This is a genomic window from Candidatus Kuenenia sp. (assembly GCF_039794105.1).
Lineage (GTDB): Bacteria > Planctomycetota > Brocadiia > Brocadiales > Brocadiaceae > Kuenenia.
The window spans coordinates 17,294-44,109 of the sequence record NZ_JBDIWA010000012.1 but is presented as its reverse complement, the minus strand read 5'-3'; the positions used below and the strand labels follow the sequence as shown (position 1 = coordinate 44,109).

The window sequence follows — 26,816 nt, the reverse complement described above, 5'->3', positions numbered from 1 at the left end:
AACTTTTTAATCGACAGTCCACAGTCGGCAATCTGCAATCATCAAATTGCAAATTGTGGACTGCCGACTGTGGACTGCCGATTGCAGACTGTAGCCTGTGTCATTAACTTATCGGGAAGTAACCATGGCTTCAACCCTGTTTCCTCCATCGTTTTTCGCTTTGTAAAAGGCCTTATTTGCGAGCGTTACCAAAGGTTCCACTTCGGATGCGTGTTCCGGAAATGAGGAGATGCCGATGCTGATAGTAATGTTTGCCCGATTGCCTGAAGCCGGATCATGAAAACGGGTATATTCTATGCGCTGTCTGATTCCGTCTGCTTTCACCAGCGCCCTTGTGGCAAATGTCGCCGGCATAATAATGGCGAATTCCGCGTCATCATACCTTGCTATAATATCGGAATCACTGACCGAGTCGCTTAAGACTCCGGCTATCTGCTGCAGGAGGAGATTCCCCGCATTATTGGAGCCGTATGTTTCGGTTGTCGCTTTGTAATTGTCGGGTCCCAATATAAGAAGGCTTAAGTTCTCGCCCCTTCTTTTTGCCACTGCGAGTTGCTTTGTCAATAGTTCTGTAAAATACCGTTTATTGTATATTCCTTGAAATTCGTCCATTACGTTTGTATGTTTTGCTATCTCAAGAAGTTCCAATTTGTGCAGAGCGAGCGCCGCCGTTTCTGTATAATTAGACATAAGCCTTTGGTTTTTTTTGTTTTTCCATGTGCTGAATTCTTTTTTCATCATGAGCACCATACCTGCCGTCTTGTTTCCAATAATGATGGGAAAACAAACATAACCTCCGCTTTTCTCGCGTGTTACAATACATTCACACGGAGATTCGGAGGCAATATCATTTACGACTGATTTTTTCCCGGTATTCATTACTTTACACAGTGAAGGGTCAAGTATTGCTTCCTTATGTATTAATTCCCCGGCTGGCATTACAGGGTCAATGACCGGCAGGTAAAGCATGCTTTTTTCCTTGTCAAGCATAATTACGGCAACGATGTCCGGAGCAAAGTTTTTTTGCAGTGCAGAGACAAGATGTTTAAAAAGGGCCTCTTCCTGTACCTCTTCTTCGTTGATAATTGTAGAAAAAGACATCAGGTCTTCCAATTCTTTAATGTGCTTAATCCGCTCTTCTTCCATCAGTTTACGTTCGGTGATATCCTCTTTTACAACGATAAAGTGGGTGATTTTGCCCTCATGGTTTCTGATTGGAGAGAGATATACATTTTCCCAATACATTTCACCGTTCTTCTTTTTGCAGCAAAATTCTCCATTAAGTTCTTTCCCCGAAAGAAGGGTCTTCCACAGTTCTGCAAACTCTTCGGAAGAAATGTTTTCCGGCTTGAGAACGCGGGGGTTTTTCCCGATAACCTCTTTGGCGGTGTAACCGCTTGATTCTGTGAACCGTGGATTAACGTATTCTATGATACCCCTGGAATTGGTTATAATGGTTGTAACGGGACTTTGTTCAATGGCGCGTGAAAATTTACTTAACTCTTCCTCAGCTTTTAAGCGTTCGGTGATGTCTTCTTTTACTGCGATAAAATGAGTGATGGTGTTTGATTGGTTTTTCACGGGGGATATATATGCATATTCCCAATACAAATCGCCGTTCTTTTTTTTGTTGCGAAATTTTCCCTGCCATTCTTTTCCCGAAGTGATTGTCTTCCATAAATGGTCAAATTCCTCTGCCGGAATATTGTCTGGTTTTAAAATATTCGGGTTTTTCCCAACTACCTCTTCAGGCGCATAACCGGTTAACTGCGTAAACTTGGGGTTGACGTATTCAATAATGCCTTTTGCGTTGGTGATTACTACGGTGCATGGACTTTGTTCTATTGCGCGTGATAATTTGCGCAAGTCTTCTTCTGCCCTTAAATGTCCGGACAATTCCTCTTTAAGCATCTTGTTTTCTTTTGCAAGGTCTTCTAATGTCTTAAGTGTTTTTTGCATAGTTGTTTTAAATCTCCATTAATGGGAAGTTATCTCACGGTTCAGAATGTTTTTGTGCTCAGTTTTTGCCATAAATAACCTGAAGGATTCTCATGTAATTTGAGAATTCTTTATTCTATACATCTTTAAATATTCGGTAAATTTCTACTCATTGATTATACAATTCTTCATTGTCAGTTACATAAAATATATCTTCTCATCATCCCATCCATAATTACTACACCTTCCTTTTTTTAACATTTTGCCGTAAATTCTTTCGCATGGATTTTACCTGAGTTTCTATCATAGGTGCCGTGGGTGCTTGGGGATTTTAATCATTTTTCAAAATGAAGTCAAACATTAACCCTAATGAACCAAACAAGCACGAAACGCGAAGCACGAAATACGAAAGGGAAACCCACAGATTAAACAGATTAAAAAAATCATCACAAATTTACTAATGACTAATGACTAATGACTAATGACCAATTCAAAACTTGTTTCGGGGGAGAATATTGTAGAGGGTTTTTATTTACGGCAACATCGGTTTCAGGGATAGGGGAGGAGGATATTAGCGGCAAGGGAAAAACTCCAGGCGGGTTCAGGCTTACAACCGTTCGGCTGAGTTCACGACGAAGCCTGAACCTGTCTGAAATTTTTTATCTGTGCTCATCTGCAAAATCTGACGGAGAAAAAGTATTTTCAGGCGAATGGTTGATTGCTTTATTTACATTAGCAGCTATGGACATAGTTTTCGACTGTTTAAAATAAAACAGGCTGTCCGGGAATAGAGAATCCCGCAAAAATCCAGCTATTAATATACCGTGATTTATTATAGCAGAAAATTGCGAAACACTGAATTCCCGGACAGCCTGAAAAGATAATAAAGAACTTTTTGCCCGTTAGGGCGATGAATACATCACAAAAGAAAATGTGCATCGTTAAAATTCATCTTTAACAAGCCGGGCTACCCCCTCCGTTATTTCTTCACTGTGGCTTCTTCCACGATTACATTGTATTTATAACCGCTGCCGAAATCCTTATCCTTATAGAGAGTGCCGCTTACCGTAACAATGTCGCCGACAGAAGGTTGGTCTTTTGTGGTGACTACGAGGTCTGTATTATTCTTATCCTGGCTTCCGCTTCCGTCCTGAAGATGCAGCCAGTTCTTCCCCATAATGCCAACAGAAACTTTAATCACTTTACCCTTCACAATGACTTTTTTCTTGTTAAGCTTCTCACTGTTTTCATAAAGTTCCTCTACGGTATAAGCGTCTGCCCCTGTAGCTTTTTCCACAGAGATCTTTTCATTTGTTGAAACGCTGATGCCCTTGCTGCCTTTGGTAGTGTATGAAGGAGCTTCTTGCCCTGAATCCGCCAGACCGTTGGAAAAAATGATTTTGTCAAATGTTCTGTTCAATGTCTTGCTTTCAAAGCCGGTCATTTCGAAACCTGGTTGCAAAACAACCTCCTGCCCCACGGATACGGTTGTTTCCGGTATGGCTACCCATGTTTTTTTCCCGTAGTCATCAATGCAGAGATACGTATAGCCGCCACTGTTCATTGTTTCTGCAATTTTTCCGGCAAGAAAATAGCCGCCCTCGTCTTGTGCTTCGTGCGAAGGTTCCTGTGAATAATTACTATGTGTATAGTCACGCGAGGGTTCGTCCACCGATTTCATTTGATAGGCAAAGGTATTTTTGGCGATCATTGCGGAAGACATTGTTAGCGATAAAGCAAATACAAATACAATTTTTTTCATTATAAAGGCTCCTTCTTTATTTTACTAAGATTTCAGGTGAAATAATGTACTGTTTAATGTATTAACGTTAAGCTGCAACACTTGCAGACTCCATTCGGCGGAGCTGTTATGCGGCAAACAGGAAAAAAGGTTGTTTTTCAGCAAAAATACTGCAGTACGTAATGAAATCGGCCAATGAAAAAATGATACTCACTTTATCATGATAAAACAAGAATTTTATTATCCATTAATTTGTTGCAGGTTTGTCTATTCCGCCTCATGTTTCATGCATACGTGTTTTCAAATAGGAGAGGCGTAAAGGGTAATTACACTGCGTGCATGGCCGCAACCAGGACAACCCTGCGCCTTCTCACCTTAGCAACCGGGGAATTACCAGAGTAGGGGCGAAGCATTTGCCTGTGTACAGTAGACTCGTTCAATTAGAGTGGAGTTAACGCGTGTACCGCAACATTTTACGTCCGAATCTTATATACAGGCAAATGTTTCGCCCCTACATTTCTAAAATCAGATTTGTTTGACTATATATTATGTCTATGAGCCTTTCTGCTATATCTTGTTTTGTATTGCACGTTGCCACCAGTTCCTGATGTGAATTAATGATATAACCGGGGTGTTTATCCCCTAAAATCTCATGCTGGTCATTTGCTACCACAAAATCTGCTTTATTTTCCAGCAAGGAGGCATAGGCCCTTTTCATGAGTTCATCATGGGGAATCCCCGCTTCTAATTTAAAACTGATGAGCAGCGAACGGGGCCAAAGCTCTTTTATTAACTTTATTATTTTCGGAGTTTTTATAAACCGTACGGTAATCTCATTGCTATGGGAAGACACTTTTCCTTCGACCGGTTGTTCAGGGATATAATCCAGCACTGCCATGGCGTGGACAACGGCGGCAAAGACTTTCCCCTGTAAACCCTCCCGGAATAATTTTGACAGATCCTGTAGAGTTTCTATTTCAATGAGGGTAAGCCGGTTACCCGTTTCTTTTCCTAAGCAAGTAATATCAGGAATAATACTTCCAGTGCCATACGCCATTGTGACGTCCGCCCCCCTTTTAAGCGCTTCGGTTGCTATTGCAGCCCCCAATCTGCCGGAAGATTTATTGCTTATATATCTGACGTCGTCTATATAACCCCTTGTAGGTCCTGAAGTTATAAGTATGTTTAACCTCTTTTTATCTTTCATCTGCTTAACGTGGCCTTTTAAAAAAATTGAGCGATTGGCAATAAGGTGATTTTCTGAAAAACTCTGTAAAAAACAGGTTTTCTCCTCCAACGTGGGAAGTGTATCAATTTGACAAAGCGGATGCAAGGTCCTGCTTGCCGTTATCGGCAATATAGTACAAGGCAAGTGGGATTGTAACACTTTAGTTTTTTGAAAAACGTAAGAGCGAGAGACGAAGCATGAGAGACAGGAGATGAAAGACGAGAAACGAGAGACGAGAGACGAGAGACGAGAGACGAGAGACGAAGGATGTCCGTTGTCTGTCGTCCCTGCATCGTGTGGAAAACAGCGCTATTATTGGAATTTTTTGAAAAACTAAAGTGTTACAAATTGTTGCAATAATCATTGTGCCATTATGGTGTATTATGGCATTTTTTATTTGCAAATAGGGTGTTGGCATAGTAAAAGAATAGCAAAAACATCCCAATCCCATTTTCCTTAATTGTGAAATCAGAAATCCAAAACAAATTCCCATTTTGTGCTTGATATGTTCTGGCTATGCCAGTTTAGGGGGAAAGGAGGCATGGCAACAATAGAAAACATTAGGTTGTTGTTACAAATTGAACCGTCAAAATAAAGCGTTCGCATTCTAGATATTTTGTATCTGCCGCAGGATTGTATTATAAACTCAAAGGCATTTTATAGGAAAAACTGAGTATGAAAAGCTCAAAACAAATAATAAAAACAGCGATGTATATTTTAGGTTTCACGGCATTGATTAGCGGCTGGCAAGGTAAAGGCATACAAGCCGATGACCTGGCGTATAAGTTGACGATAGACCAGCAAACCTTCCGTAGGGTTAGCCGCACAGGCGTTGTTGCAATTGACAGGGAAAAAGCTGCTATGGGATATGTTCTTTTTACTCCAATGAATAATACCTGCGGCGAAGTATTTCTTATTGATACGAATGACGGCAAGGTGGCGCATCAGTGGAATTTGCCTTATGCCCCCGGTGTATATGGCTATTTACTGCCGAATGGCAATCTTTTCTATAACGGGCAGGTGGAGGATGACGGCGCCTGGGATCTGTGGCCAAACTGGAGCAGTTTTAAAGGGGGCATTATGATGGAAGTGGACTGGAAAGGAAATATTGTATGGGAGCTTCGCAATCCCTACCATCACCATGACGGCAGGCGTACCTCTTCCGGAGGCGCCATTTACCTGGCGGTGGAAAAATTGCCGGCGGAGATAAGAGACCAGGTACAAGGGGGGACAGAAGGTTCCGGCAAAAAAGGCGATATGTGGGCGGATATTATTATAGAGGTAGATGCGAATGGAAGTCGGGTATGGAAGTGGCATGCGAAGGATCACCTTGATTTCGATACGGATGTTATTCAATCAAATTGCCCCAGGGATGAGTGGACGCACGCAAATGCCGTTGTTCCGTTAGAAGAGGACAACCAGGTAATGGTGAGTTTCCGGAATATCTCTACCGTTGGAATTATTGACAAGAATACCGGGAAATTTGTCTGGAAGCTCGGACACTCTACCTTTGCCCAGCAGCATGACCCACGCATCCTTAAAAATGGCAATATACTTGTATTCGACAACGGACAGCAGCGGAAGTCTGAACCCGTCCCCTATTCCAGGGTAATAGAACTAAACCGGGATACAAAAGAGATTGTGTGGCGATACCGTGATGTGCCGGCAATTAATTTTTTCAGCCCTACAATATCGGGAGCGCAAAGATTATCAAACGGGAATACCCTTATCACCGAAGGGTGTTTTGGCCGCATATTTCAGGTAACATCCGACAAGGAAGTGGTATGGGAATATGTAAGTCCTTATTTTTATGCGAATAAAGAAGATGTGATTGATAATTCCATTTTTAAAGCCACATTTTATACCGCAGAGGAAATTCCTAATTTACGATAACATAATAGTAGGGACATGGCATGCCATGTCTATATCTTTGCAAGAACCCGAGGAGGGGAATTTTTGAGATGAAGAACAGGAACGTTGCGTTGGCATTTTTGATATGCATTGCACTATGGGTGTTTTCTTTTAAACAGGCATATTCAGCAGGTGAGAAACCTGATATACAAACGCCTGTTTCCAAATATGAGTTGTTTGGCGGGAGCGGACAGCAAACAAAGGGCAAAAGAGCCGTTGAAAAGATTGTGAAAATGGAGATGCCTTTTATTGTCAACAAGGGGCAGCAGGATGAACGGGTGGCATTTTATACGCACATCTTCTGCGGCACAGTGTTTGTCACAAAAAACGGAGAGATGGTGTATGTATTGCCGGAGCATCAAAAAAAACAGGCATTAAGTGCGTGTAAGGCTAAAAACAAGACGACTCCCGCTGATTTCTCCGAAACAATTGAGAAAAGTTCCGGCAAGGAAGGCATTGACGGTGAAAAGAGGGGATTTTTCATTCTCCGGGAAAAACTTGCGGGCAGTACCGTATCCGGAATACGAGGGGAAGAAGAGGCGGCAACGAAGATCAATTATTTTAAGGGAGATGACACAGGGAAATGGATGTCCGCAATTTCAAGCTACAGGATGGTAAGTCTGGGAGAGGTGTACGAGGGGATAGAATTGAAATTAAAAGCGTATGGAAATGCCGTAGAAAAGCTGTTTTATGTAAAAACAGGGGCAAACCCCGACGAAATAAGGGTTTTCCTTGAAACGGCAGAAAGAAGCGCATTAAAAATTAATGATTATGGCGGACTTGCGGTTGAAACACAAACCGGGATGGCAACATTTTCGCGCCCTGTTGCGTATCAGATTATCAACGGCAAAAAAGTAGATGTGCCTGTGGCATATTATCTTCATGAGGGTGAAAAGATATCAGACAACAGGGGGCGTCGTACCGGAGAAAATAAGAAGTACGGATGGCGCAGAACGGCAAATAGTAAGGGTGCGAAACCTGCATTTGCAAACAATACAACGGAAATCGCTATTGGTGATAAATTTATCTATGGCTTCCGAACGGGTAATTTTGACAGGTCAAAGGAACTCATCATTGACCCTATGATTTCATCTACTTTTTTGGGAGGTTCTTCTGACGAAGAGTGCAGGTCTTTGGCAGTGGACTCAAATGATAATGTGTTTGTTCTTGGAGTAACAATGTCAGATGACTTTCCTGTGACAGATGATGCATATGCAACCTCTTCCAGCGGTAATAAAGATGTCTTTATCTCAAAATTCAGCAATGACCTGACGAGTCTTCTTGCTTCAACATATCTTGGCGGTTCTAATACTGAAGATGCCCATGCACTGGCGATTGATTCAGGAGATAACCTCTACATAGCGGGCTTTACTTATTCAAAAGATTTTCCTGTAACGGGAGATGCGTATGACGCCTCGTATTCCGGCGGTGATGCCTTTGTGTCGAAGTTGAGCGGTGATCTTGGCAGTTTATTGGCGTCAACATATCTGGGCGGGTCGTATAGTGAAGAAGCCCGCTCGCTGGCGATTGATATAAACGGCAATGTATATGTAGCGGGTATGACCTCCTCTACTAACTTTCCCACCACCGAAGGCGCTTACGATACGTCATCTTCCGGCTTATACAGAGATGTTTTTATCACAAAATTCGATGATGGTCTAACCAGTTTGCTGGCCTCGACATATCTGGGAGGGTCAGAGTATGACGGAGCCTATTCACTTGCTCTTGATGCAAATAATAATGCGTATGTAACGGGCATTACCAAATCAGAAGACTTTCCGGTGACTGACGACGTTTTTGACGAATCATTTAATGGCAGTGCGGATGCGTTTCTCTCGAAATTCAACAGCGATCTGACCAGCCTGCTTGCTTCAACCTATCTTGGTGGATATGATTATGACGGCGCTTATTCATTGGCGCTGGATTCAAGCGGAAACGTATATGTAACAGGTTATACAGGTTCAACAGAGTCTGCGGATTTTCCCACAACTGCCGGTGCATATGATTCGTCTTATTATGGGGGAGACGTCTTTGTATCGAAGTTTAATGATGATTTAACCAGTCTGCTTGCATCAACCTATCTTGGCGGCTCGGATTATGAAGAGGCGTATGCAGTAGCAACAGATGCTGAAGATAATGTGTATGTAACTGGCATTACCAAATCAGAAGACTTTCCTACAACTGCTAACGTTTTTGACGAATCATTTAACGGCAGTGCGGATGTGTTTCTCTCAAAATTCAACAGCGATCTGACCAGTCTGCTTGCTTCAACGTATCTTGGGGGGGCGGATGATGATAAATCCCTCGCGATGGTTTTGGGTGCTGCCGGAGGTGTGTATATTGCAGGTTCAACGTATTCGAATGATTTCCCGGTTACAGAAGCAGCATATAGCGCCGGTTTTAATAGTGAGTCGGGCAATGCATTTATATCACGATTCGACAGCTCACTTTCGGTAAATGGGGAAGTAACTACGGGAGAGGCGTTATATATAACCGTTGAATCGGCTACATTGCACGGGACAATTAATGCCGCCGGACTGTCAACGATAGCATGGTTTGAGTATGGAACGGTGAGCGGTTCTTATGATAATACAACAGAAGAACTAACGGTTGGCGGATATGATGATATTTCTATAAATAGTAGTGTCAGTAGCCTGAGTTTCAGTACAACGTATTATTACCGGCTGGTAGCAAAAAACAGCGTGGGGACGTTGTACGGCAGTGAAATGTCATTCAAAACGTCAGCGCAGTGTAATAGGGAGACTGTATCTGCAGATCAGCAGATTACGGAAATTGCCCGTACTTCTTCCGCACCGGTTACGATAACAGTTGCATGTAAGGGTGGCGACCCTCGCTATGGTGTGCTGGTAATATGGGAAATCATTAAGGGAGGAAACAATATTTCCATATCTCCGGAAAATGCAATCACAGATGATAATGGACAGGCTGTGTTTACGATTGAGGGCGTAAAGAGGGGAAATGCAACGGCAAGGTTTGTGTCAAGCGACTCAAATAGTAAGGCAAAAGTGAAAGTAAGAGTAACTCGATAGTGTAAGGTTAGAAGTCAGAAGTCAGAGATCCGTGTTTTTCGCGGACCTCCGACCTCCGGATGAAAGCGTAATTTTCTATTTTATCCCCAGTTTAAACTTCAGAGACCTGAGGGTATTTCTCATAAGCATTGTAATGGTCATAGGGCCTACTCCTCCGGGAACAGGGGTAATAAATCCTGCAATTTCACTCGCCGCTTCAAAATCAACATCTCCTTTTAAAAGAGCAACCATTTTGTTTGGGTCGTTCTTGCTGGGTTTTTCGCCTACCCTGTTTACCCCCACATCAATTACACACGCGCCAGGTTTTATCCATTCGGGTTTTACCAGCCCGGGAACTCCTGCGGCAACAATAAGGACGTCCGCGCGTTTGCAGTGTTCCGCCATGTTTCTTGTTTGTGTATGGACTATTGTTACCGTAGCGTCCGCCCCTTTCCCTTTCTGAAGCATCATATTCGCGATTGGTTTTCCCACAATGTTAGAACGCCCAACCACAACCACCTCCGCGCCGCGGGTTTCAACGCCTGACCGTACAATCAATTCCTGAATGCCGGCGGGGGTGCAGGGCGGGAATTTAACCTCATTGCCTCCGATCATAAGACGCCCGACATTTACGGGATGAAACCCATCAACATCCTTGTCCGGATCAATGGCATTAAGCACCTTCTTTTCATAAATATGTTTCGGGAGTGGAAGCTGGACAAGGATGCCGTGAATTGAATCGTCGTGGTTGTACTTTTCAATAAGGGCGAGAAGATTCTTTTCTGAAATATCCGCCGGTTGTGAATCCTGCACCTCTTTAAAACCCACCCGGTGAGCGGTTTTGATTTTTAAGGTTACATACGACATGGATGCCGGGTTTTCTCCGACAAGGATTGTTACCAGGCCTGGAACAACGCCGTGTCTCTTCTTTATTTCCGCTACTTCACCGGTAATTTCCTCTAATATTTGTTCGCCAATCTCTGTACCTTTAATTAATTTTGCGGACATGACAATACACTCTCCTTTCAGCTATATACACTAAAAAACAAGTTTTACCTTTGCAACACAAGTATCCTGCTTGCGATATTTTACCCTCAAGCTGGAAGCTTGAGTTACTATTAACCTTCCATACTAATTGCATTTTTATAAAAAATCGGAAATGCGCCTGCAAAGTGACACAACAGGTTCTTTTTTGAGGAGTCAGAATAATAGTAAAACACACAGGTAAATACAACTTTTTTTCGTAGTTTTTCTGTGATATACAACATCAGATATTGAATGTATGAAAAAACTAAAGTGTTACAAAAACACGTGTTTTGAGCAAAGCCGGGAGGGAATAAATCTGTGCTACTATCCAGCAACTTCTTGTTTTTAATGCGCATTTTTCAAAAATGCAGCACCGTAAGGCATTGATTAGTAGAGACGCACGGCCGTGCGTCTCTACAAGTTTGGAGCATTGGGTTTTTTGTCATTTGAATTTGTTTCGTATTTCGATATTCGCATTTCGAGTTTGGTTGCGGCCAAATGCTGCGCCAGGTTGTAAGGCGGAAGAGACAAATAAAGTGGATTATTTTAAGCTGCTGTTCGATTCTTGACAAGGGAGTATCTTAAATGTACAGTAGGTCGCATTTATTCCATAATTAAAAGTATAGGAATTTCAATATTTTTAGTTGATCAATAAACAAACCCACCCCTGCCCCTCCCAAGAGGGGAATTTGATAATTCCTCTCCTGGGAGGGGATTGAGGGGTGGGTAAAAATGAATGTCGTTGGTTTTTTGTATTTTAAAAAGGCAACCTGATTTAAATTTCTTACAGACCTTTTTGGTAAAAAAATGATGATTTTTGACAAGATTAAAGGGAAATTATTAACGTTTGGACTTTGCATATCGCTCATCCCAATCTGCGTAATTTCAACAGTATATTATATTACAGCCAGAGAGAAACTTCGTACCCGCCAAATAGATGCGCTATCTGCGATGGCACAATCAAAAAAAATCCATTTACTCTCGCTTATAGAGTCAAAAAAAGGCAGAACGATCGATTTTAGTTCTGATGGGTTTATAAGAGACTATCTTGAAAAAATAAACCGTGGGATATCCTCTCACGATTTACTTGTAAAATCGTTAACGAGGCACCTGGCAAACAACAAAAAGCCGTTGGATTCACATATCGAAGGGATATCTGTTGTAAACATGAAGGGAATGGTTGTTGCTTCTACTTACAAAGAATGGATTGGGCAGGATATTTCCGGACAGGAAATTTTCTCAGAAGGAATGAAGCTATTTCCCGGCAATGCGTATGTAGGCCCTGCCCATTTCTGTCCGTATGGACACAAAAATATCCTTTCGATAACTGCTCCTTTAACTTCAAGGCGTTCAAAAAACAATGAGAAGATAGGCACGATCATTAACTGTTATGATGTGGGAATACTGAATACGGTAACAACCGGTTATGAAGGATCGGGAAGTACAGGAGAAGTATATCTGGTAAACAAAAATAAGGTCATGATTACTAACTCCCGTTTTTTTGAGAATGCCGCGATAAGACAGGCAGTGGATACAGAACCGGTGCGCAAAATACTGGAATCGGGGAAGGACATTACGGGTGTATATCCTGATTACCGTGGAGTGCCGGTAGTTGGAGCGGGTAGGTATATAAAGGAATATAGCTGGGTATTATTGGCGGAAATGGATAAAGCGGAATTGTTTGCCCATTTAAATTCGATAAAGTTAATCGCCCTCGTAACGGGCGCGGCAAGCGGAGTATCCGCCATTATCTTTGGGGTGTTTTTTGCCCTATCAGTTTCTTGCCCTATTAATAAATTAAAGATGACAACAGAGGCATTTGCCTCAGGCAATCTTTCAGAAAGAGTTTTGATAAAACGGAATGATGAGATTGGAAGTCTTGCACAGAGCTTTAACACTATGGCGCAGGAGATTCAGGAGAAGAATCGTGCCCTAAGTGAAAGCGAAGAACGTTTTCGGGCAATATTTGAGCAGGCGGCGGTCGGTGTTGCACTTATTGATACCAATACCGGTAAATTCCTCAAAGTAAATAAAAAATATTGTTCAATAACGGGTTATTCGGAAGAGGCAATGCTTTCCACAGCATGTCAGGATATTACCCATCCTGATGATCTTCAGGAAGGTTTGGAGAATGTGGAGAAATTGAAAAAAGGCGAACTACAGGAATTTTCGCGGGAAAAGCGTTATATCCATAAAGATGGTTCTCTTGTTTGGGTAAATATTACCGCTTCTCCCATGTGGAAAAAGGGAGAAACCCCGCATTCACATATTGTTATTGTAGAAAATATTACACAAAACAAACGTATTGAAGAAGAAAAAGAAAAACTGAAAGAGCATCTCATCCATGCACAGAGACTGGAAACCGTTGGAAGACTTACCAGCGGTGTTGCGCATAATTTTAATAACCTCCTTATGGCAATTATGGGGTATGCAAATTTATTGAAAATGGATACGGTGGTAAACGCCAAATGCCAAACGTACATACAAAACATACTTTCATCATTGGACAAGGCAGCGGATTTGACCCAAAGCCTCCTTGCATTTAGCAGGAGGCAGACGATTAATCTGCAGGAAATACCATTGGATAGCATAATAAACGATACGGAAAATTTTTTAACGGGAATACTCCGGGAAAATATACGCTTTAAAATATTGGTGAAAGGGAAAAATTGTTACGTATTGGCGGATCGTACTCAAATTGAACAGGTTTTAATAAATCTTTATTCGAATGCAATAGATGCAATGCCCAACGGAGGAACGTTAAACGTCAGCAGTGAGAGAAAAGCATTAGATGCCTGTTTTATGGAAATGCATGGATTCAACAGGGAGCCGGGCGAATATATGGCAATTTCCATTTCGGATACTGGAACAGGAATCCGTGAAGATATTAAAGACAGGATCTTTGAGCCATTTTTTACTACGAAGGAAGTGGGGAAAGGTACAGGGCTTGGCCTTTCCATGGTGCATGGCATGGTTGAGCAACACGGCGGCTTTGTAACCTGTTCAAGCGAACCCGGGAAAGGAACCACCTTTACCCTCTATCTTCCCCTGTTAAAAGACAAAGGAAAAGCCGCGGCAGAGAAGGAAGAAGGGCTGATGAAAGCGGAGGCGGGACGCAGCGATAATGTTTCCGGAAAAGAAATGATTTTGCTGGCGGAAGATGAGGATGATCTGCGGCATGTGCTGGAAAAATATCTGGAAATGTATGGATATGAGGTTATAGCCGCAGCGGATGGCGACGACGCCGTTAAAAAATACCGGAAACATAAAGCGGGTATCAGACTTGCCGTCTTAGATGTAGTTATGCCTAAGAAAAATGGGAAAGAAGTATATGAAATCATGCAGCAGGAAACGAGTAAAATACACACTATTTTTATGAGCGGTTATAGTGAAGATATCCTGCATACGGACGGCATTATAATAGAAAAAGGCTTGCATTTTGTTCCCAAACCGGTTTCCCCCGTTGGTTTGTTATATAAAATACGGCAGATTCTGGATGCGTCAGTTCCTGTTGCATAGCGTCTGAGGTTCTGAGGCACTCAATTGGATATGTCAGGACGCTGGACGACGGACGAGGGACGATAGACGATAGACGAGGGACGATAGACGATAGACGTCCCTCTTCCCTCTTCCCTCGTCCCTCGTCCTTCGTCCTTCGTCCCTCATGTATGGTTCAATTACTAAAAATTTATTATTGGGAGGTAGTATGATGAGCATTCGTAAGATACTTTTTTTTGCCTTTTTTGTTGCCGTGTCTTTTCATGGTATGAATTCTTCTTTGTATGCTGCCGGTGGTTTGCCTTCCCATACGGCATTAAAGGATGCGTTATCGGCGGTGATAAAAGAAGACAACGGCGGCTTTGGTTTCAATATGTGGGCGACCGTTGTAGATCGGGACGGCTTTGTGAGAGCGGTGGTCTTTTCCGGAAATGAGAGAGGCGATCAGTGGCCAGGAAGCAGGGTAATTTCCGCACAAAAGGCAAACACTGCTAATGCGTTCAGTTTGCCAGGATTTGCATTATCGACTGCGAATCTTTTTTCCGCAGTTCAGCCTGGCGGCAGTTTGTTCGGGCTGCAGTTGAGCAATCCGGTTGATACAGAAACCGCCTACCGCGGCTCGCCGCAGAAATATGGTAAGGAAAACGACCCTATGGCTGGCAGGAGGATTGGTGGTATAAATGTGTTTGGGGGCGGCTTGGCGCTTTATAATAATGACGGTGTGCTGATTGGCGCATTGGGAGTGAGCGGGGATAGTTCCTGTGCCGACCATATTATTGCATGGAAAGTACGGCATGTACTTATGCTGGACTATGTCCCCAAAGGTGTCAGCCCTTCCGGCGACGATAATATAATACATGACATAATTGCCGGGACAAGCCTAAGCGGCTGGGGGCATCCGGAATGTTCTCCGGAGGCAATGAAGATTGCGGAAAAATTGCCGAAAACACATCCTGTTCGTACAAAAAAAGAGAAATAGGTAACTTCTATTATCAGTCGGCAATCGGCAATCCACAATCTGCCGACTGCCGACTGCCGACTGCTGGCTGCTGATTGCCGATTGTGGACTGTAGATTGCCTACTGCAAATTAAGATACAATAATTTTTCAATGCCAAAATATCTCTTGAACTGCGCTTAAAGAAAAGAAAGGTGTTATTTATGATTGTCAATGCGAAAACAGGACATGCGGCGGACGAAACTGCGGAAATGTTAGTTTTTTATATGTACGAAGAGAGCAAAAAGATACACGAGACACTAGAACCCTTCGATGTTTCATTCAACCATGCCATCTCTGAATTATCAAAAAATAAGGAATTTACCGCAAAGCTTAACAATACCCGCGCCTTGCCTACCTATGGTAAATTCCCCTCGCAGCGTATCCTGCTTGTTGGTTTAGGGAAAAAAGAAGATATTACCTTTGACAAAATCAGACAGGCGTCCGGTACTTCCGTTAAAACAGCGCGTGATATGGGTATTAAGAAGGTGACAAGCGTAATGGATTCACTGGAAATCCCGGCAGAAAGGCTGGAAGAATGGTGCCAGTCCTTTACCGAAGGCGCTGTATTAGGGCTGTATCAATTTAAAAAGTATAAACAAACAAAGCCGGAAGAAGTAAAGGAAGTCAAGGCGCTTACCCTTTTGGTATCTGATAAGAAAATCCTGACTCCAGTGAAGGAAGGCATAAAACGCGGACAGGTTATTGCAAATGCAGTTTCATTCGCCAGAGACCTGGTGAACACTCCCTCACAGGATAAAAATCCCACCATACTGTCGAATATTGCAAAAAATATTGCAAAAGAGCAAGGCGTCTCATGCAAGATATTATCAACGCCTGACCTTAAAAAACTCAGGATGGGAGGTATACTGGGTGTTGCCCAGGGCAGCACACAGCCCCCGAAATTCATCATACTGGAGTATAATCCGCGAAGCAAAAATCAGGACACAATTGTGATTGTCGGGAAAGGCGTCACCTTTGATTCCGGGGGGATATGCCTGAAACCGGCAAAAAACATGGACCAGATGAAAAGCGATATGTCGGGAGGGGCAGCCGTACTGGGTGTTTTCAGCGTCCTTGCCAAACTTAAGGTCACGCAACGTGTTGTAGGGCTTATTCCCTGTACGGAAAACATGCCTGGAGGCTCTGCAATTAAACCGGGTGATATTGTCACATTTTATTCCGGCAAAACTGCTGAGGTGGCAAATACCGACGCCGAAGGACGTCTGATCCTTGCCGATGCGCTTGCTTACGCTGAGAAATTTCATCCCGGCGCAGTAGTGGATTTCGCAACGCTTACCGGGGCATGCGTAGTCGCTTTGGGCGGCATTGCAACAGGAATGCTGGGGAATAATGAAGAACTGAAAAACAGGATAAAAACCGCAGGAGAAAAATCATGGGAAAGGGTTTGGGAACTCCCTCTCTGGGAAGAATACCAGGAATTAATTAAAAGCGATATTGCAGATATTAAAAATACGGGAGGCAGCGGCGCCGGCACGATAACTGCCGCCTGTTTTTTAAGTAAGTTTACGGAGAAATATCCATGGGTACACCTTGATATCGCGGGAACCTCCTGGGCGGAGAAAAATGACGCATACCTGCAAAAAGGAGCAACGGGAGTAGGCGTTATGCTGATGCTTGAGTTATTAAAGGACTGGAAGAAGTTTACGAAAGAAAAATGACCACAGAAGAAAACGGCAACTCCATTATCATCCGGGGGGCAAGAGAACATAACCTTAAAGGTATAAACGTGGACATACCGCGTGACCACATTACCGTTATCACAGGTATAAGCGGTTCCGGAAAGTCATCCCTTGCCTTTGATACGATTTACGCGGAAGGGCAGCGGCGCTACATCGAGAGTCTTTCCTCGTATGCCCGTCAATTCCTTGACCAGATTCAAAAACCCGACGTCGAACTTATTGAAGGGTTGCCGCCAACGATTGCCATTGAACAGCGCACCTGTCCCTCAAGCCCGCGTTCAACCGTGGCGACAATAACGGAAATCTACGATTATCTGCGCCTGCTCTACGCAAAAACAGGAACCCCTTATTGTTGTCTCTGCAACTGCGTAATCGCCCGCCAAAGTATTGAACAAATACAGCAGAAAATCATGGAAGTCCCACAGAAATCAAGGATTATGCTCCTTGCGCCGCTTGTTATAGGGAAAAAAGGTGAACATCGGGAAATATTTCAATCGCTCTTACAAAAGGGGTTCGTAAGCGCACGGGTTGACGGCTCGGTCACCGACCTTGACGTCATCCCGAAACTGGCACGTTATAAAGCCCATGATATTTACGCAATTGTGGATAAACTCATTATAAAAGACGGCGTCCAGTCACGGCTTCTCCATTCCATTGAAACATGTCTCACTCTTGGCAATGGAGTAATGGTCGTAAGCGAAGAAAAGAAGAAACGTTGGAAAGACACGATCTTCAGCGAACGGTACGCCTGTCCCAATTGCGGCAAGGGATATGAAGAACCGGCCCCTCGCCTGTTTTCATTTAATAGTCCCTATGGCGCATGCCCGGGATGCGACGGACTCGGAAACACCCTTGATTTTGATCCGGAATTAATTATTAAATCGAAACATCTGAGCATTAAAGAGGGGGCAATTGATGCCTGGAACAATTGGGGTTCTCTTACACAGACAATTTATGATGATCACATCAAAACATTTACAGAAATGTATTCCATTTCACCTGCTACACCTTTCGCCAATCTGCCGGAAAAGGTTTCTCACGCATTGCTTTACGGGTCTGCGGATTTCGAGGGGGTTATTCCTAATCTGCACCGGATATACAAAAAAACCACCTCTGAACGTGTTTTGAAGCGTCTTTCAGGTTACATGAGCTACAGAACGTGCTCACTGTGCAATGGCGCACGATTAAGGCCGGAGGCGCTTGCCGTAAAAATCAGTAACACCTCTATCCATGAAATCATGACATTCACCGTAGAGGAGGCGCTCGCATTTTTCAAAACGCTGAAGTTCTCAGGACAACAGGCCGTTATTTCCAAACAACTGCTGAAAGAAATTCAAAGCAGGCTTCAGTTTATGATGGAGGTTGGGCTGCACTATCTTGCCCTTGGGCGCAGCAGCGATACCCTTTCCGGGGGAGAAGCGCAAAGAACCCAACTGGCAAAACAGGTAGGAACAGGGCTTGTTGGTGTGTGCTACGTGCTGGATGAACCCACAATAGGCCTTCATCCGAGAGATAACGAACGGCTCCAGAAAACCCTGTACGCCCTGAAAGAAAACGGAAACACGGTAATTCTTGTCGAGCATGACGAATACACCATTCGACATGCAGATTACATCATCGACCTTGGGCCAAAAGCGGGAGAGCAGGGCGGGCGTATCGTAGCGCAAGGGACGTTGAAGGAAATTCTCGACAATCCTGACTCCATAACCGGACGGTATCTGTGCCATTCACCGGAAACAATCACTACGCAGAAAAGAAAAAAATACAATCTGAAACACGCCCTGGAAATAAAAGGTGCATGCGCCAATAACCTGAAGACAATCTCGGTAAAAATTCCGCTAAAGGTTTTCTGTTGCATCACCGGCGTATCCGGTTCAGGCAAGAGCACACTTGTTCACGACGTCCTGTACCGCGCCCTTACAAAAGCCCTGCACGGCGGCCATGCCCTTCCCGGGAAACACGAAAAAATTACCGGCATCAGGCATATTGACAAGGTTATTGAAATTGACCAGTCTCCCATAGGGCGCACGCCGCGTTCAAACCCGGCGACTTATACAAAGGTGTTTGACCCCATTCGCGCCCTCTTTGCGCAAACACAGTCGGCAAAGATACGCGGTTATACCGCGGCAAGATACAGCTTCAACATCAGCGGGGGGCGCTGTGAGGCATGCAAGGGACAGGGCACAAAAAAAATGGAAATGCATTTTCTGCCCGATACCTATGTTATCTGTGATGAATGCAATGGAAGACGATACACTACTGCAACGTTGGAAACCATGTATAAAGGGAAAAATATATCCGAGGCGCTTGAGATGAGAATAGAAGATGCGCATCTTTTTTTTGCCGCTGTTCCCAGGATAGAAAGGGTTTTACGCACACTCAAGGACGTTGGGCTGGGATATATAAAACTGGGGCAGTCAAGCACGTCCCTTTCCGGAGGGGAAGCTCAAAGAATCAAGCTTGCCACGGAGCTTTCCAGGAGAGAAACTGGAAAGACCCTTTATATCCTTGATGAACCTACAACCGGTTTGCATATGGCAGACATACAACAATTACTGAAAATATTGCACCGGCTTGTTGATTTGGGGAATTCCGTGCTTGTCATAGAACATAATCATGAGGTTATTAAAGCGGCGGACTACATTATCGATCTGGGGCCTGAAGGCGGTGCAAAAGGAGGTGAAATTGTTGCGGCAGGAACGCCGGAAGAAATAGCAGAAACAAAAGAATCCTATACCGGAAGATATTTAAAAGAATATTTATGACAAAGTAAGTTCTCAACCAATCCACAGTCTACAGTCGGCAATCCACAATCTACAATCTATAATCGGCAGTCGGCAAATTGCAGATTGTAGATTGCCGACCACCAACCATTCGCGGGTTCAGGTTTGTAACCTGAACCAAATGTTTTATACTTTCAACCCAGCCTTCTATTAACAGAACAACTGACAAATAAATTCCAGATCCATACAGGGGTTTTGTGATTTGGGCCGCGGAATTTTACCGCAGTACATGTCTCCATTATACGCATAAACCCATGGGTTCAGGTTGCAAAACCTGAACCCGCCGGGAGCTACAGTCGGCAGTCGGCAAATTGCAGATGGCTGACTGTAGACTGTGGACTGTGGACTGTGGACTGTAGACTGTAGACTGTGGACTGTGGGCTGTGGATTGTGGACTGTGGGCTGTGGATTGCCGACTACCCGCTTTCTGTATCAGAAGAGACCCTGAGTAGTTCCTCCATGGTGGTTTCTCCCTTTCGAACCAGATCCAGCCCGTCATCCCATAACGTTTTTGTCCCTTTTTTCACGGCTTCTTTCATTATTTCACCTGAGTCTTTGTGGGCTAAAACGAGCCTTCGGATGCCTTCATCCACTACAAGAAACTCTGCAATTGTCCTTCTTCCCTTCAACCCCGTATTATTACAATCATCACACCCCTTTGGGCCATACAGAGGAACGCCTTCTTCTAACCCAACCGTCTTGCGGATCTCCGGCCCCGGCATATACAACTCCCGGCATTTCGGGCATAGCCTGCGAACAAGCCTTTGGGCAAGCACGCCAATAAGGCATGATGAAATCAGATAATCCTCTACCCCCATATCCATCAGCCGGGTAAAGGCAGAAGCTGAATCATTTGTATGGAGTGTTGAAAACACGAGGTGTCCGGTCAAAGAGGCCTGGACAGCGATTGACGCTGTTTCGCGATCCCTGATCTCGCCGATCAGAACAACATCCGGATCATGGCGTAAAATTGAACGCAGCCCTGACGCAAACGTCAGGTCGATCTGGGGGTTTACCTGTATCTGGTTTACGCCCTGCATACTGTATTCTACCGGATCTTCTACGGTTATTATCTTCACTTCAGGGGAAACGATCTCCTTGAGAACGGCATACAGCGTGGTTGTCTTTCCGCTTCCTGTAGGGCCTGTTACAAGAAACATGCCTTCCGGCCTGCTGATCAGTCTCCGGAATTTCTTTAAAAATTCAGGTTGAAATCCCAGTGTTTCCAGATCCAGCATTACGGCAGTACGGTCCAGAATCCTCATTACAATACCTTCGCCATGGCTCATCGGGATAACGGAAACACGCAAATCAATCTCCTTGCCCGCAACCCTCATTCTTATCCTGCCGTCCTGCGGCAGCCGTTTCTCGGCAATATTTAACTTTGCCATAATCTTGATACGTGAAACAATTGAGTTATACAACTCGCGGGGAGGGGGGGGTAGCTCGCCAAGTACGCCGTCCACACGATAACGCAGCCGGGTATTTCTCTCAAAAACTTCAATATGTATATCGCTGGCGCCTACTTCAATCGCCTTTGTCAGGATGCTGTTTACCAGGCGGATAACGGGCGCTTCGGAGGCCATATCACGCAATTGTTCTATGTCTTCCATCATCTCAACAGATGAAGCCATAGAGTCCTCTTCTTCGCTCACCCCGGTTTCATAGAGTTTTTCCAGAGAACTAATGATATCTCTTTCTGTTCCGGCAAAGACCCTTACCTCCCTGCCGGTTGACAATGCAATTGCTTCAATCAGCAGCGTATCCTGCGGATCTGCAAGCGCGATATCCAGTACGTTTTCGTCGAGGTTTAAAGGAAGTACCCGGTTTGTGGTCAAAAACACCTTCGGCACATTTTCCAGCATCGGATATGTATCGGTTTTCTTTTTTTCCCAAACTGGTATTTCCAGCAACCTGCTGTATGCGAGGCGCAGGTCTTCTTCTGAAACGGTTCCAAGGTCAATTAGTATACGGCCAAGCTTTTGCCCCGTCTGCTTCTGCGCTTCAAATGCCCGCTCCAAGTCCTGACGGTTTATCTTGCCTATTTCAAGAAGTACCTCTCCGACATTATTGTCCGTTGCCAACACCATACTTTATTACTCTCTCCTGTAAAAACACCTTTGTGGGCTCAAATTTGCGGCTTGAACCCTGCATTCATATTGTTGATTCGTTGCGCGGTTTCGGAGACAGACGCATGCAATGCGTCTCTACAATCCGGCATTTATAATTTGTTGATTCGCCGCCCCCGCCTGTGAATGCTATTCCCAGCTTACCACGTCGGCATTTTCACCATCGCCGCCTTCTGCGCCGTCAGCGCCATACGAAATAATGTCATAATCCCCATTTTCTCCCGGATACACATATACGTACTCATTTCCCCACGGATCTTTGGGAATAAACTTCTTTTTTAAGTAGGGGCCTTTCCAGTTTTCCACTCCGTGCGGCGCTACAACCAATGCCTCCATACCCTGCTCCTGCGTTGGATATCTGGTAGTATCGAGTTTAAACATTTCCAGAGCCGTTGAGAACCCTTCGATCTGTTGTTTTGCCACTGTCTGCCGTGATTCACCCACACGGCCAATCATTTTAGGCCCTATCAATGCAGCAAGCAGGCCTATAATAATCATAACTATGAGCAATTCCAACAACGTAAAACCACCATTTCTCAACAAATACGACCTCATTTTCAATTCTTTCATTTCACCGTACTCCATGTAGTAAAGGTTGTAAAATTGTAACAATACTTCTTTTTGGCAAAATATTTAATGGTAAAATCCGAAATGCTAAATACGAAACTAATTCTAATGACAAAGCATAAAATTCAAAACAAATTCAAAATCTGTGTGATCTGTGGTTCCCCTTTCGTCTTTTCAAAGTATTAATATAGTACATTGGCCGTTTAGCGCATGCCATTAATTGTCATCCTCGTCATCCTCGTCATCCTCATCCTCATCCTCATCCTCATCATCGACATCAGAGGAATCGTCTCCGTAATTGTCAAAGGAATCGCTTCTGTTATCCGCGTTTAATGGGGCCTTTTCCCTCGGCCCTCTACTTGTTAAAACAGCAGAAACTTTCAATGCATTGATCTTTTGTTCAATTTCTTTATCGGTAATTTCTCTCATAATTCTTTCATATTTTACGGTCTGTTCCATCTCTTCGCCTATGCGAAACGTGGCAAGGCCGCCCAGGGGTTCTATGTGTAAGACTGCCGTCATTTCACCATATGCAAACCCCAATTTCCTGCCATGGGCAGTGCCGTTCGGGTAAAAGGTAAATACCCTTATTTGTTCGTCAGCATCCTCAAAATTATCAGAAAACATTTGTATTTCATAGGGGATTTCCAGTTTTTCCATGCCTTCGCACCATAGATAGCCGTCCAGCAGGTCAAGCACTACTTCCGTTTTTGCCCCCCCGGACATTGCAATAATCCTGGCTTCTCTCAGGGAAAAAACAATGCCGGACATAATCTTCCTGAATTTAATGGTATCAAGAGACCCGGTATAGCGGGGAATTGAAATACCGGCAATGATTCCCATAATTGCCATAACGATAATAAGTTCGATTAAAGTAAATCCATGCTTTTTTAATGAATTCTTATTTGCAAATAATATACATTTATCCAATAAATACATAGCGCAGCAAATCCGCAACCAAAAAGAGTTTAACCACCTTGTCATTATGAGGTTGCTTCGGAAAAGACCCTCGCAATGACATGCTGTGGTCCTTGTAATGACATGCTTTTGTCATTGCGAGGGCTTTTTCCGAAGCAACCTCATAAACCGTCATAGAGATCCTTCCATCCTGCATTCATTCCATTAATTAATTCTATTTTTTTAGCCCTTGAGCCTCCCTTAATTTGCTTCTCACGGGATATGGCGTTTCTTACGTCACGAAATATCTCGTAGTATACTAATTTTGTAACATTATACTTTTTTGTAAATCCATCGACCCTCTTCTCTCTATGCTCATATACTCTTCTTTTAAGATTATTCGTTACCCCTGTGTAGAGTACTGTATCATTTTTATTCGTCATTATGTAAACAGAGTATAATTTATCCATTACAATTTACCTTGATTGAATCCGGTATTATTGAAAAAGATTGCTTCGGAAAAAGCCCTCGCAATGACAAGTCGGAAAAGACCCTCGCAATGACAAAAGCGTGTCATTACAAGGGTCTCAGCGTGTCATTGCGAGGGTCTTTTCCGAAGCAACCTCGCAGTAAACACGCTCTTAACCACGGAACACCTGGCGCAGCCTTTGGCCGCAACCAAATTCGAAATACGAGTATCGAAATATGAAACAGCCTTTCGGAGTGAGAGATAAAGTGAAAGTGAGATTTTCACTCTGGCTTTATCTTTCACTCCGAAGGACGGTTATGCATTTTGAAAAACGAGCATAAAAAACAAGAAGCTGATGGATAGTAGTACAAAGAATACAGAATACAAAGGGCACGAAGAAAAACTTACAAAAAAATAAGGTTTTTACAGGGTAATACAAGAGAGCGTTATTCGTCAAATAAACTATGGGTTCAGGCTTCGTCGTGCGCTCAGCCGAACGGTTGCAAACCTTAACCTGTCTGCTTTTTCCCAAAAAATATCTTTAAAACAGACAGTGTCATTATACAGCATGCCTAAGCGTTTAAATAGAAATTTTTGATGTTGCCACTCCCTCTTTGGCAATCGGCAAATTGCCGATTGCCGATTGCCGATTGCCGACTGTGGACTGCCGGCTGTAGTAGATAGGTAGAAATTATTATAAAAACCTCAACTTATTAAGAAGTTACCCATATTTGCCCTGCCGCCCCGCTCACCTTTACGAAACTGCAACCAAATTGTTTCCATCTGCAACCTTATTGTATTTTTGCTTCTATGCCTTGTTATTTTATGTAGTTATGCCTATTGCCATAAATTTAACAGGAAACAAAAAGGTTACAACATTCTTTCTCCACAGAGTACCTGTTTTAGTTTTTAAAAATTTTATATCTCCTTAATGAAAGCACTTATGAATGTTTTACTGTCCTGTTTTTTTTACAGGCACATTGGTTGCTTTATTCATAAAACAACGAATGCTATCGCAGGAAAACATCTGGCAGCACAAGAACAATGAGAAAAGGTTTAACCATTTTAGTGCAGGAAACAGAGAGTACACACATGCTATCGAAAAGAATTCTGATCGTTGATGATGAAGAGGGGTATAGAAAAGTATTATCAAATTCCCTGACGGACTTAGGGTTTGAGACAACAGTTGCAGCAAGCGGCATGGATGCACTGGAAGAGATGAAAAAGAAAAACTATGCAGTGATATTACTGGACATGAAGATGCCGGGCATAGATGGAATTGAACTGTTAGAACGCATTCTAAAGGAACAACTTTTTTCTTCAATAGTGATTATTACAGCATATACGTATGAAGATATTGCAAGGGAAGCCATTTGTAAGGGAGCAAAAAAAGTAATCAGAAAACCTTTTAGTATGGATGAAATCAAGTCGTGTCTTAATGAATTAATGAATTAATGAAGCTGGAAGAGACCGGTAAATTTAACATGGAAGAGGTATAAACATGAAGAAATTATTTAAGGAAAGTATCTTTATCGTAGCCATTACCCTTGTATTCTTTGGATTATTTCCGCTTTTGTTGTTTCGCATGTTGGCATTTCCCAATGCGAAAGCAGAGTTGGAACAGCATGTTCAAAGAAATATGGAAGACGCATTGTACAAACAAAATGACCGCCTCACCCTGTTTTGGGAAGAAAGAAAATCACATGCACGCGCAATTTCTGATGCTATTCAGAGCACAATGTTTATTTATGGTGATGAAGATTTTGTAGGTATTTTAAGCGGAGGAAATGAACACGAATATTTACGATTAAACACGCAACTGGAGTGTACGAAGGCAGATTACGGTTATAAGGGGATTTTTGTATGTGATGCGGCAGGTATTGTCCACATAACAACCACAGGCGAAAAATCACTTAAGGGAATGAATATCATGAAGGAAGATACATTCAGGGATGTTCAGGAGACTTTGTATGACGGCAAATCATATATTTCCGGCGTATCACATTTCCAGGTTGATAGAAAAGAATATGAAGAAGAACCTTCGCTGTTTATTTCATACCCAATCAAGGGAGAGCGTCATGATATCATTGGAGCTGTTTTCCTTTGGATGAATACTTCCCTGCTGGATACGGTAATGGATAGTTTTGCGCTTGGGAAAACAGGCGAAGCCTATTTGATAAACAAAGACGGAGTTATGGTTACACAATCAAGATTTTCCAGGCATCATGGAAATGAGACGAATGACACATGCAAAACGTGCCATATAGTAGAAGACCCGACGACGAAAATGTTGACAAAGGGGGTTAAAAGCTGTGTCACGGAAAAGACATCCGGCTATAATCTCGCAGGATATCACGATTATGGAGGAATAAAGGTCGTCGGCACATGGCGCTGGCTGAAAGATATGAACATGGGTTTAATGGTGGAGATAGATGCGGATGAGGCATTCGATACAATAAACAACATTAACTCCATGATAAAATCTTTCATGATCGTAGTGATTGTCCCCGCAGTTGTCCTTGCCTTTTTATTACACAGAAAAATTAATCTGGGATATATGTTAAAGGGTATGCCTCTCCCCAAAAAAGCCTTGCTCGGGACGGCCTTTATTCTTGTTGTGGGATTTATCATAGCGATTCTGGATGGATATCAGTTGAAGAGGGAAAGCGGTTATATCAGAGAGCAGGAATATAGAATATCAAATCCCTTTAGTGTATTGGGATCTATTGCCATACCGAGAGAAGAAGATTTTATAGAAAATAACATTTCAAAGTTCAGAAAGGAGTATCGTATTCAAAAATCTGAAAATACTTTTTACCATGATAAGAAGGATAGCGAACTGGTAAAAGGCGGAAATTACCATTAAAAAGCGCCCTAGCTTACTTTAAAACCACAGATTTCA

19 protein-coding genes are annotated in these 26,816 nt (G+C 43.3%); 10 read left to right on the top strand and 9 right to left on the bottom strand.

Annotated elements, in window-relative coordinates:
- Positions 1–108: 108 nt before the first annotated feature.
- The gene (locus tag ABJL82_RS08050) at positions 109–1,959 is read right to left on the bottom strand and encodes a PAS domain S-box protein (RefSeq protein ID WP_347274216.1); all 1,851 of its coding nucleotides are present in this window, start codon (positions 1,957–1,959) and stop codon (positions 109–111) included.
- Between the two features lie 453 nt (positions 1,960–2,412).
- Here ABJL82_RS08050 and ABJL82_RS08045 point away from each other — a divergent pair, with 453 nt between their 5' ends.
- Entirely contained in the window at positions 2,413–2,709 is a 297-nt protein-coding gene (locus tag ABJL82_RS08045) for a hypothetical protein (protein WP_347274215.1), read from the top strand.
- A 208-nt stretch (positions 2,710–2,917) separates the two neighbouring features.
- Here ABJL82_RS08045 and ABJL82_RS08040 read toward each other — a convergent pair whose 3' ends face one another.
- Both ABJL82_RS08040 and ABJL82_RS08035 read right to left on the bottom strand, forming a co-directional pair.
- The gene (locus tag ABJL82_RS08040; protein ID WP_347274214.1) at positions 2,918–3,700 is read right to left on the bottom strand and encodes a DNA-binding protein; all 783 of its coding nucleotides are present in this window, start codon (positions 3,698–3,700) and stop codon (positions 2,918–2,920) included.
- Between the two features lie 490 nt (positions 3,701–4,190).
- Positions 4,191–4,886: a phosphopantothenoylcysteine decarboxylase gene (locus ABJL82_RS08035; RefSeq protein WP_347274213.1), complete on the bottom strand. Its 696-nt coding sequence runs from the start codon at positions 4,884–4,886 to the stop codon at positions 4,191–4,193.
- Between the two features lie 232 nt (positions 4,887–5,118).
- Here ABJL82_RS08035 and ABJL82_RS08030 point away from each other — a divergent pair, with 232 nt between their 5' ends.
- The 3 genes from ABJL82_RS08030 (at position 5,119) to ABJL82_RS08020 (ending at position 9,868) form a co-directional block, all read left to right on the top strand.
- Positions 5,119–5,244, top strand: a complete 126-nt coding sequence (locus ABJL82_RS08030; protein WP_347274212.1) for a hypothetical protein — start codon at positions 5,119–5,121, stop codon at positions 5,242–5,244.
- Between the two features lie 338 nt (positions 5,245–5,582).
- Positions 5,583–6,800: an aryl-sulfate sulfotransferase gene (locus ABJL82_RS08025; RefSeq protein WP_347274211.1), complete on the top strand. Its 1,218-nt coding sequence runs from the start codon at positions 5,583–5,585 to the stop codon at positions 6,798–6,800.
- A 68-nt stretch (positions 6,801–6,868) separates the two neighbouring features.
- Entirely contained in the window at positions 6,869–9,868 is a 3,000-nt protein-coding gene (locus ABJL82_RS08020; RefSeq protein WP_347274210.1) for an SBBP repeat-containing protein, read from the top strand.
- Positions 9,869–9,943: 75 nt separating this feature from the next.
- Here the strand turns inward: ABJL82_RS08020 and folD are convergent, their stop codons facing one another.
- Positions 9,944–10,855 carry a bifunctional methylenetetrahydrofolate dehydrogenase/methenyltetrahydrofolate cyclohydrolase FolD gene (folD, locus tag ABJL82_RS08015; protein ID WP_347274209.1) on the bottom strand — a complete coding sequence of 304 codons (912 nt, stop codon included), beginning with the start codon at positions 10,853–10,855 and terminating at the stop codon, positions 9,944–9,946.
- A gap of 825 nt (positions 10,856–11,680) precedes the next feature.
- On the opposite strand from folD, the gene ABJL82_RS08010 reads away from it, so the two are divergent.
- The 4 genes from ABJL82_RS08010 to uvrA all read left to right on the top strand — a co-directional run bounded on the left by ABJL82_RS08010 (position 11,681) and on the right by uvrA (position 19,834).
- Positions 11,681–14,392, top strand: a complete 2,712-nt coding sequence (locus tag ABJL82_RS08010) for a PAS domain S-box protein (RefSeq protein ID WP_347274208.1) — start codon at positions 11,681–11,683, stop codon at positions 14,390–14,392.
- Positions 14,393–14,639: 247 nt separating this feature from the next.
- Entirely contained in the window at positions 14,640–15,350 is a 711-nt protein-coding gene (locus ABJL82_RS08005) for a heme-binding protein (protein ID WP_347274252.1), read from the top strand.
- 180 nt (positions 15,351–15,530) lie between these two features.
- Positions 15,531–17,048 (top strand): leucyl aminopeptidase, encoded by a 1,518-nt coding sequence (locus tag ABJL82_RS08000; protein WP_347274207.1) that lies wholly within the window; start codon positions 15,531–15,533, stop codon positions 17,046–17,048.
- Entirely contained in the window at positions 17,045–19,834 is a 2,790-nt protein-coding gene (gene uvrA, locus ABJL82_RS07995; RefSeq protein WP_347274206.1) for an excinuclease ABC subunit UvrA, read from the top strand. Before ABJL82_RS08000 ends, uvrA begins: the two co-directional genes overlap by 4 nt.
- 434 nt (positions 19,835–20,268) lie before the next feature.
- Here uvrA and gspE read toward each other — a convergent pair whose 3' ends face one another.
- The 5 genes from gspE to ABJL82_RS07970 form a co-directional block, all read right to left on the bottom strand.
- Complete coding sequence (gene gspE, locus ABJL82_RS07990) at positions 20,269–21,942, bottom strand: type II secretion system ATPase GspE (RefSeq protein WP_347274205.1); 1,674 nt, start codon at positions 21,940–21,942, stop codon at positions 20,269–20,271.
- A gap of 168 nt (positions 21,943–22,110) precedes the next feature.
- Complete coding sequence (gene gspG, locus ABJL82_RS07985) at positions 22,111–22,551, bottom strand: type II secretion system major pseudopilin GspG (protein ID WP_347274204.1); 441 nt, start codon at positions 22,549–22,551, stop codon at positions 22,111–22,113.
- Positions 22,552–22,764: 213 nt separating this feature from the next.
- Complete coding sequence (locus ABJL82_RS07980) at positions 22,765–23,487, bottom strand: prepilin-type N-terminal cleavage/methylation domain-containing protein (RefSeq protein ID WP_347274203.1); 723 nt, start codon at positions 23,485–23,487, stop codon at positions 22,765–22,767.
- The gene (locus ABJL82_RS07975) at positions 23,471–23,641 is read right to left on the bottom strand and encodes a hypothetical protein (protein WP_347274202.1); all 171 of its coding nucleotides are present in this window, start codon (positions 23,639–23,641) and stop codon (positions 23,471–23,473) included. The genes ABJL82_RS07980 and ABJL82_RS07975 overlap by 17 nt, the downstream gene beginning before the upstream one ends.
- Positions 23,628–23,915 carry a GIY-YIG nuclease family protein gene (locus ABJL82_RS07970; protein ID WP_347274201.1) on the bottom strand — a complete coding sequence of 96 codons (288 nt, stop codon included), beginning with the start codon at positions 23,913–23,915 and terminating at the stop codon, positions 23,628–23,630. The genes ABJL82_RS07975 and ABJL82_RS07970 overlap by 14 nt, the downstream gene beginning before the upstream one ends.
- A gap of 1,043 nt (positions 23,916–24,958) precedes the next feature.
- Here ABJL82_RS07970 and ABJL82_RS07965 point away from each other — a divergent pair.
- Both ABJL82_RS07965 and ABJL82_RS07960 read left to right on the top strand, forming a co-directional pair.
- On the top strand, positions 24,959–25,369 hold the full coding sequence (locus tag ABJL82_RS07965; RefSeq protein ID WP_347274200.1) for a response regulator: 411 nt from the start codon (positions 24,959–24,961) through the stop codon (positions 25,367–25,369).
- Positions 25,370–25,415: 46 nt separating this feature from the next.
- Complete coding sequence (locus ABJL82_RS07960; RefSeq protein WP_347274199.1) at positions 25,416–26,780, top strand: cache domain-containing protein; 1,365 nt, start codon at positions 25,416–25,418, stop codon at positions 26,778–26,780.
- Positions 26,781–26,816: the final 36 nt, after the last annotated feature.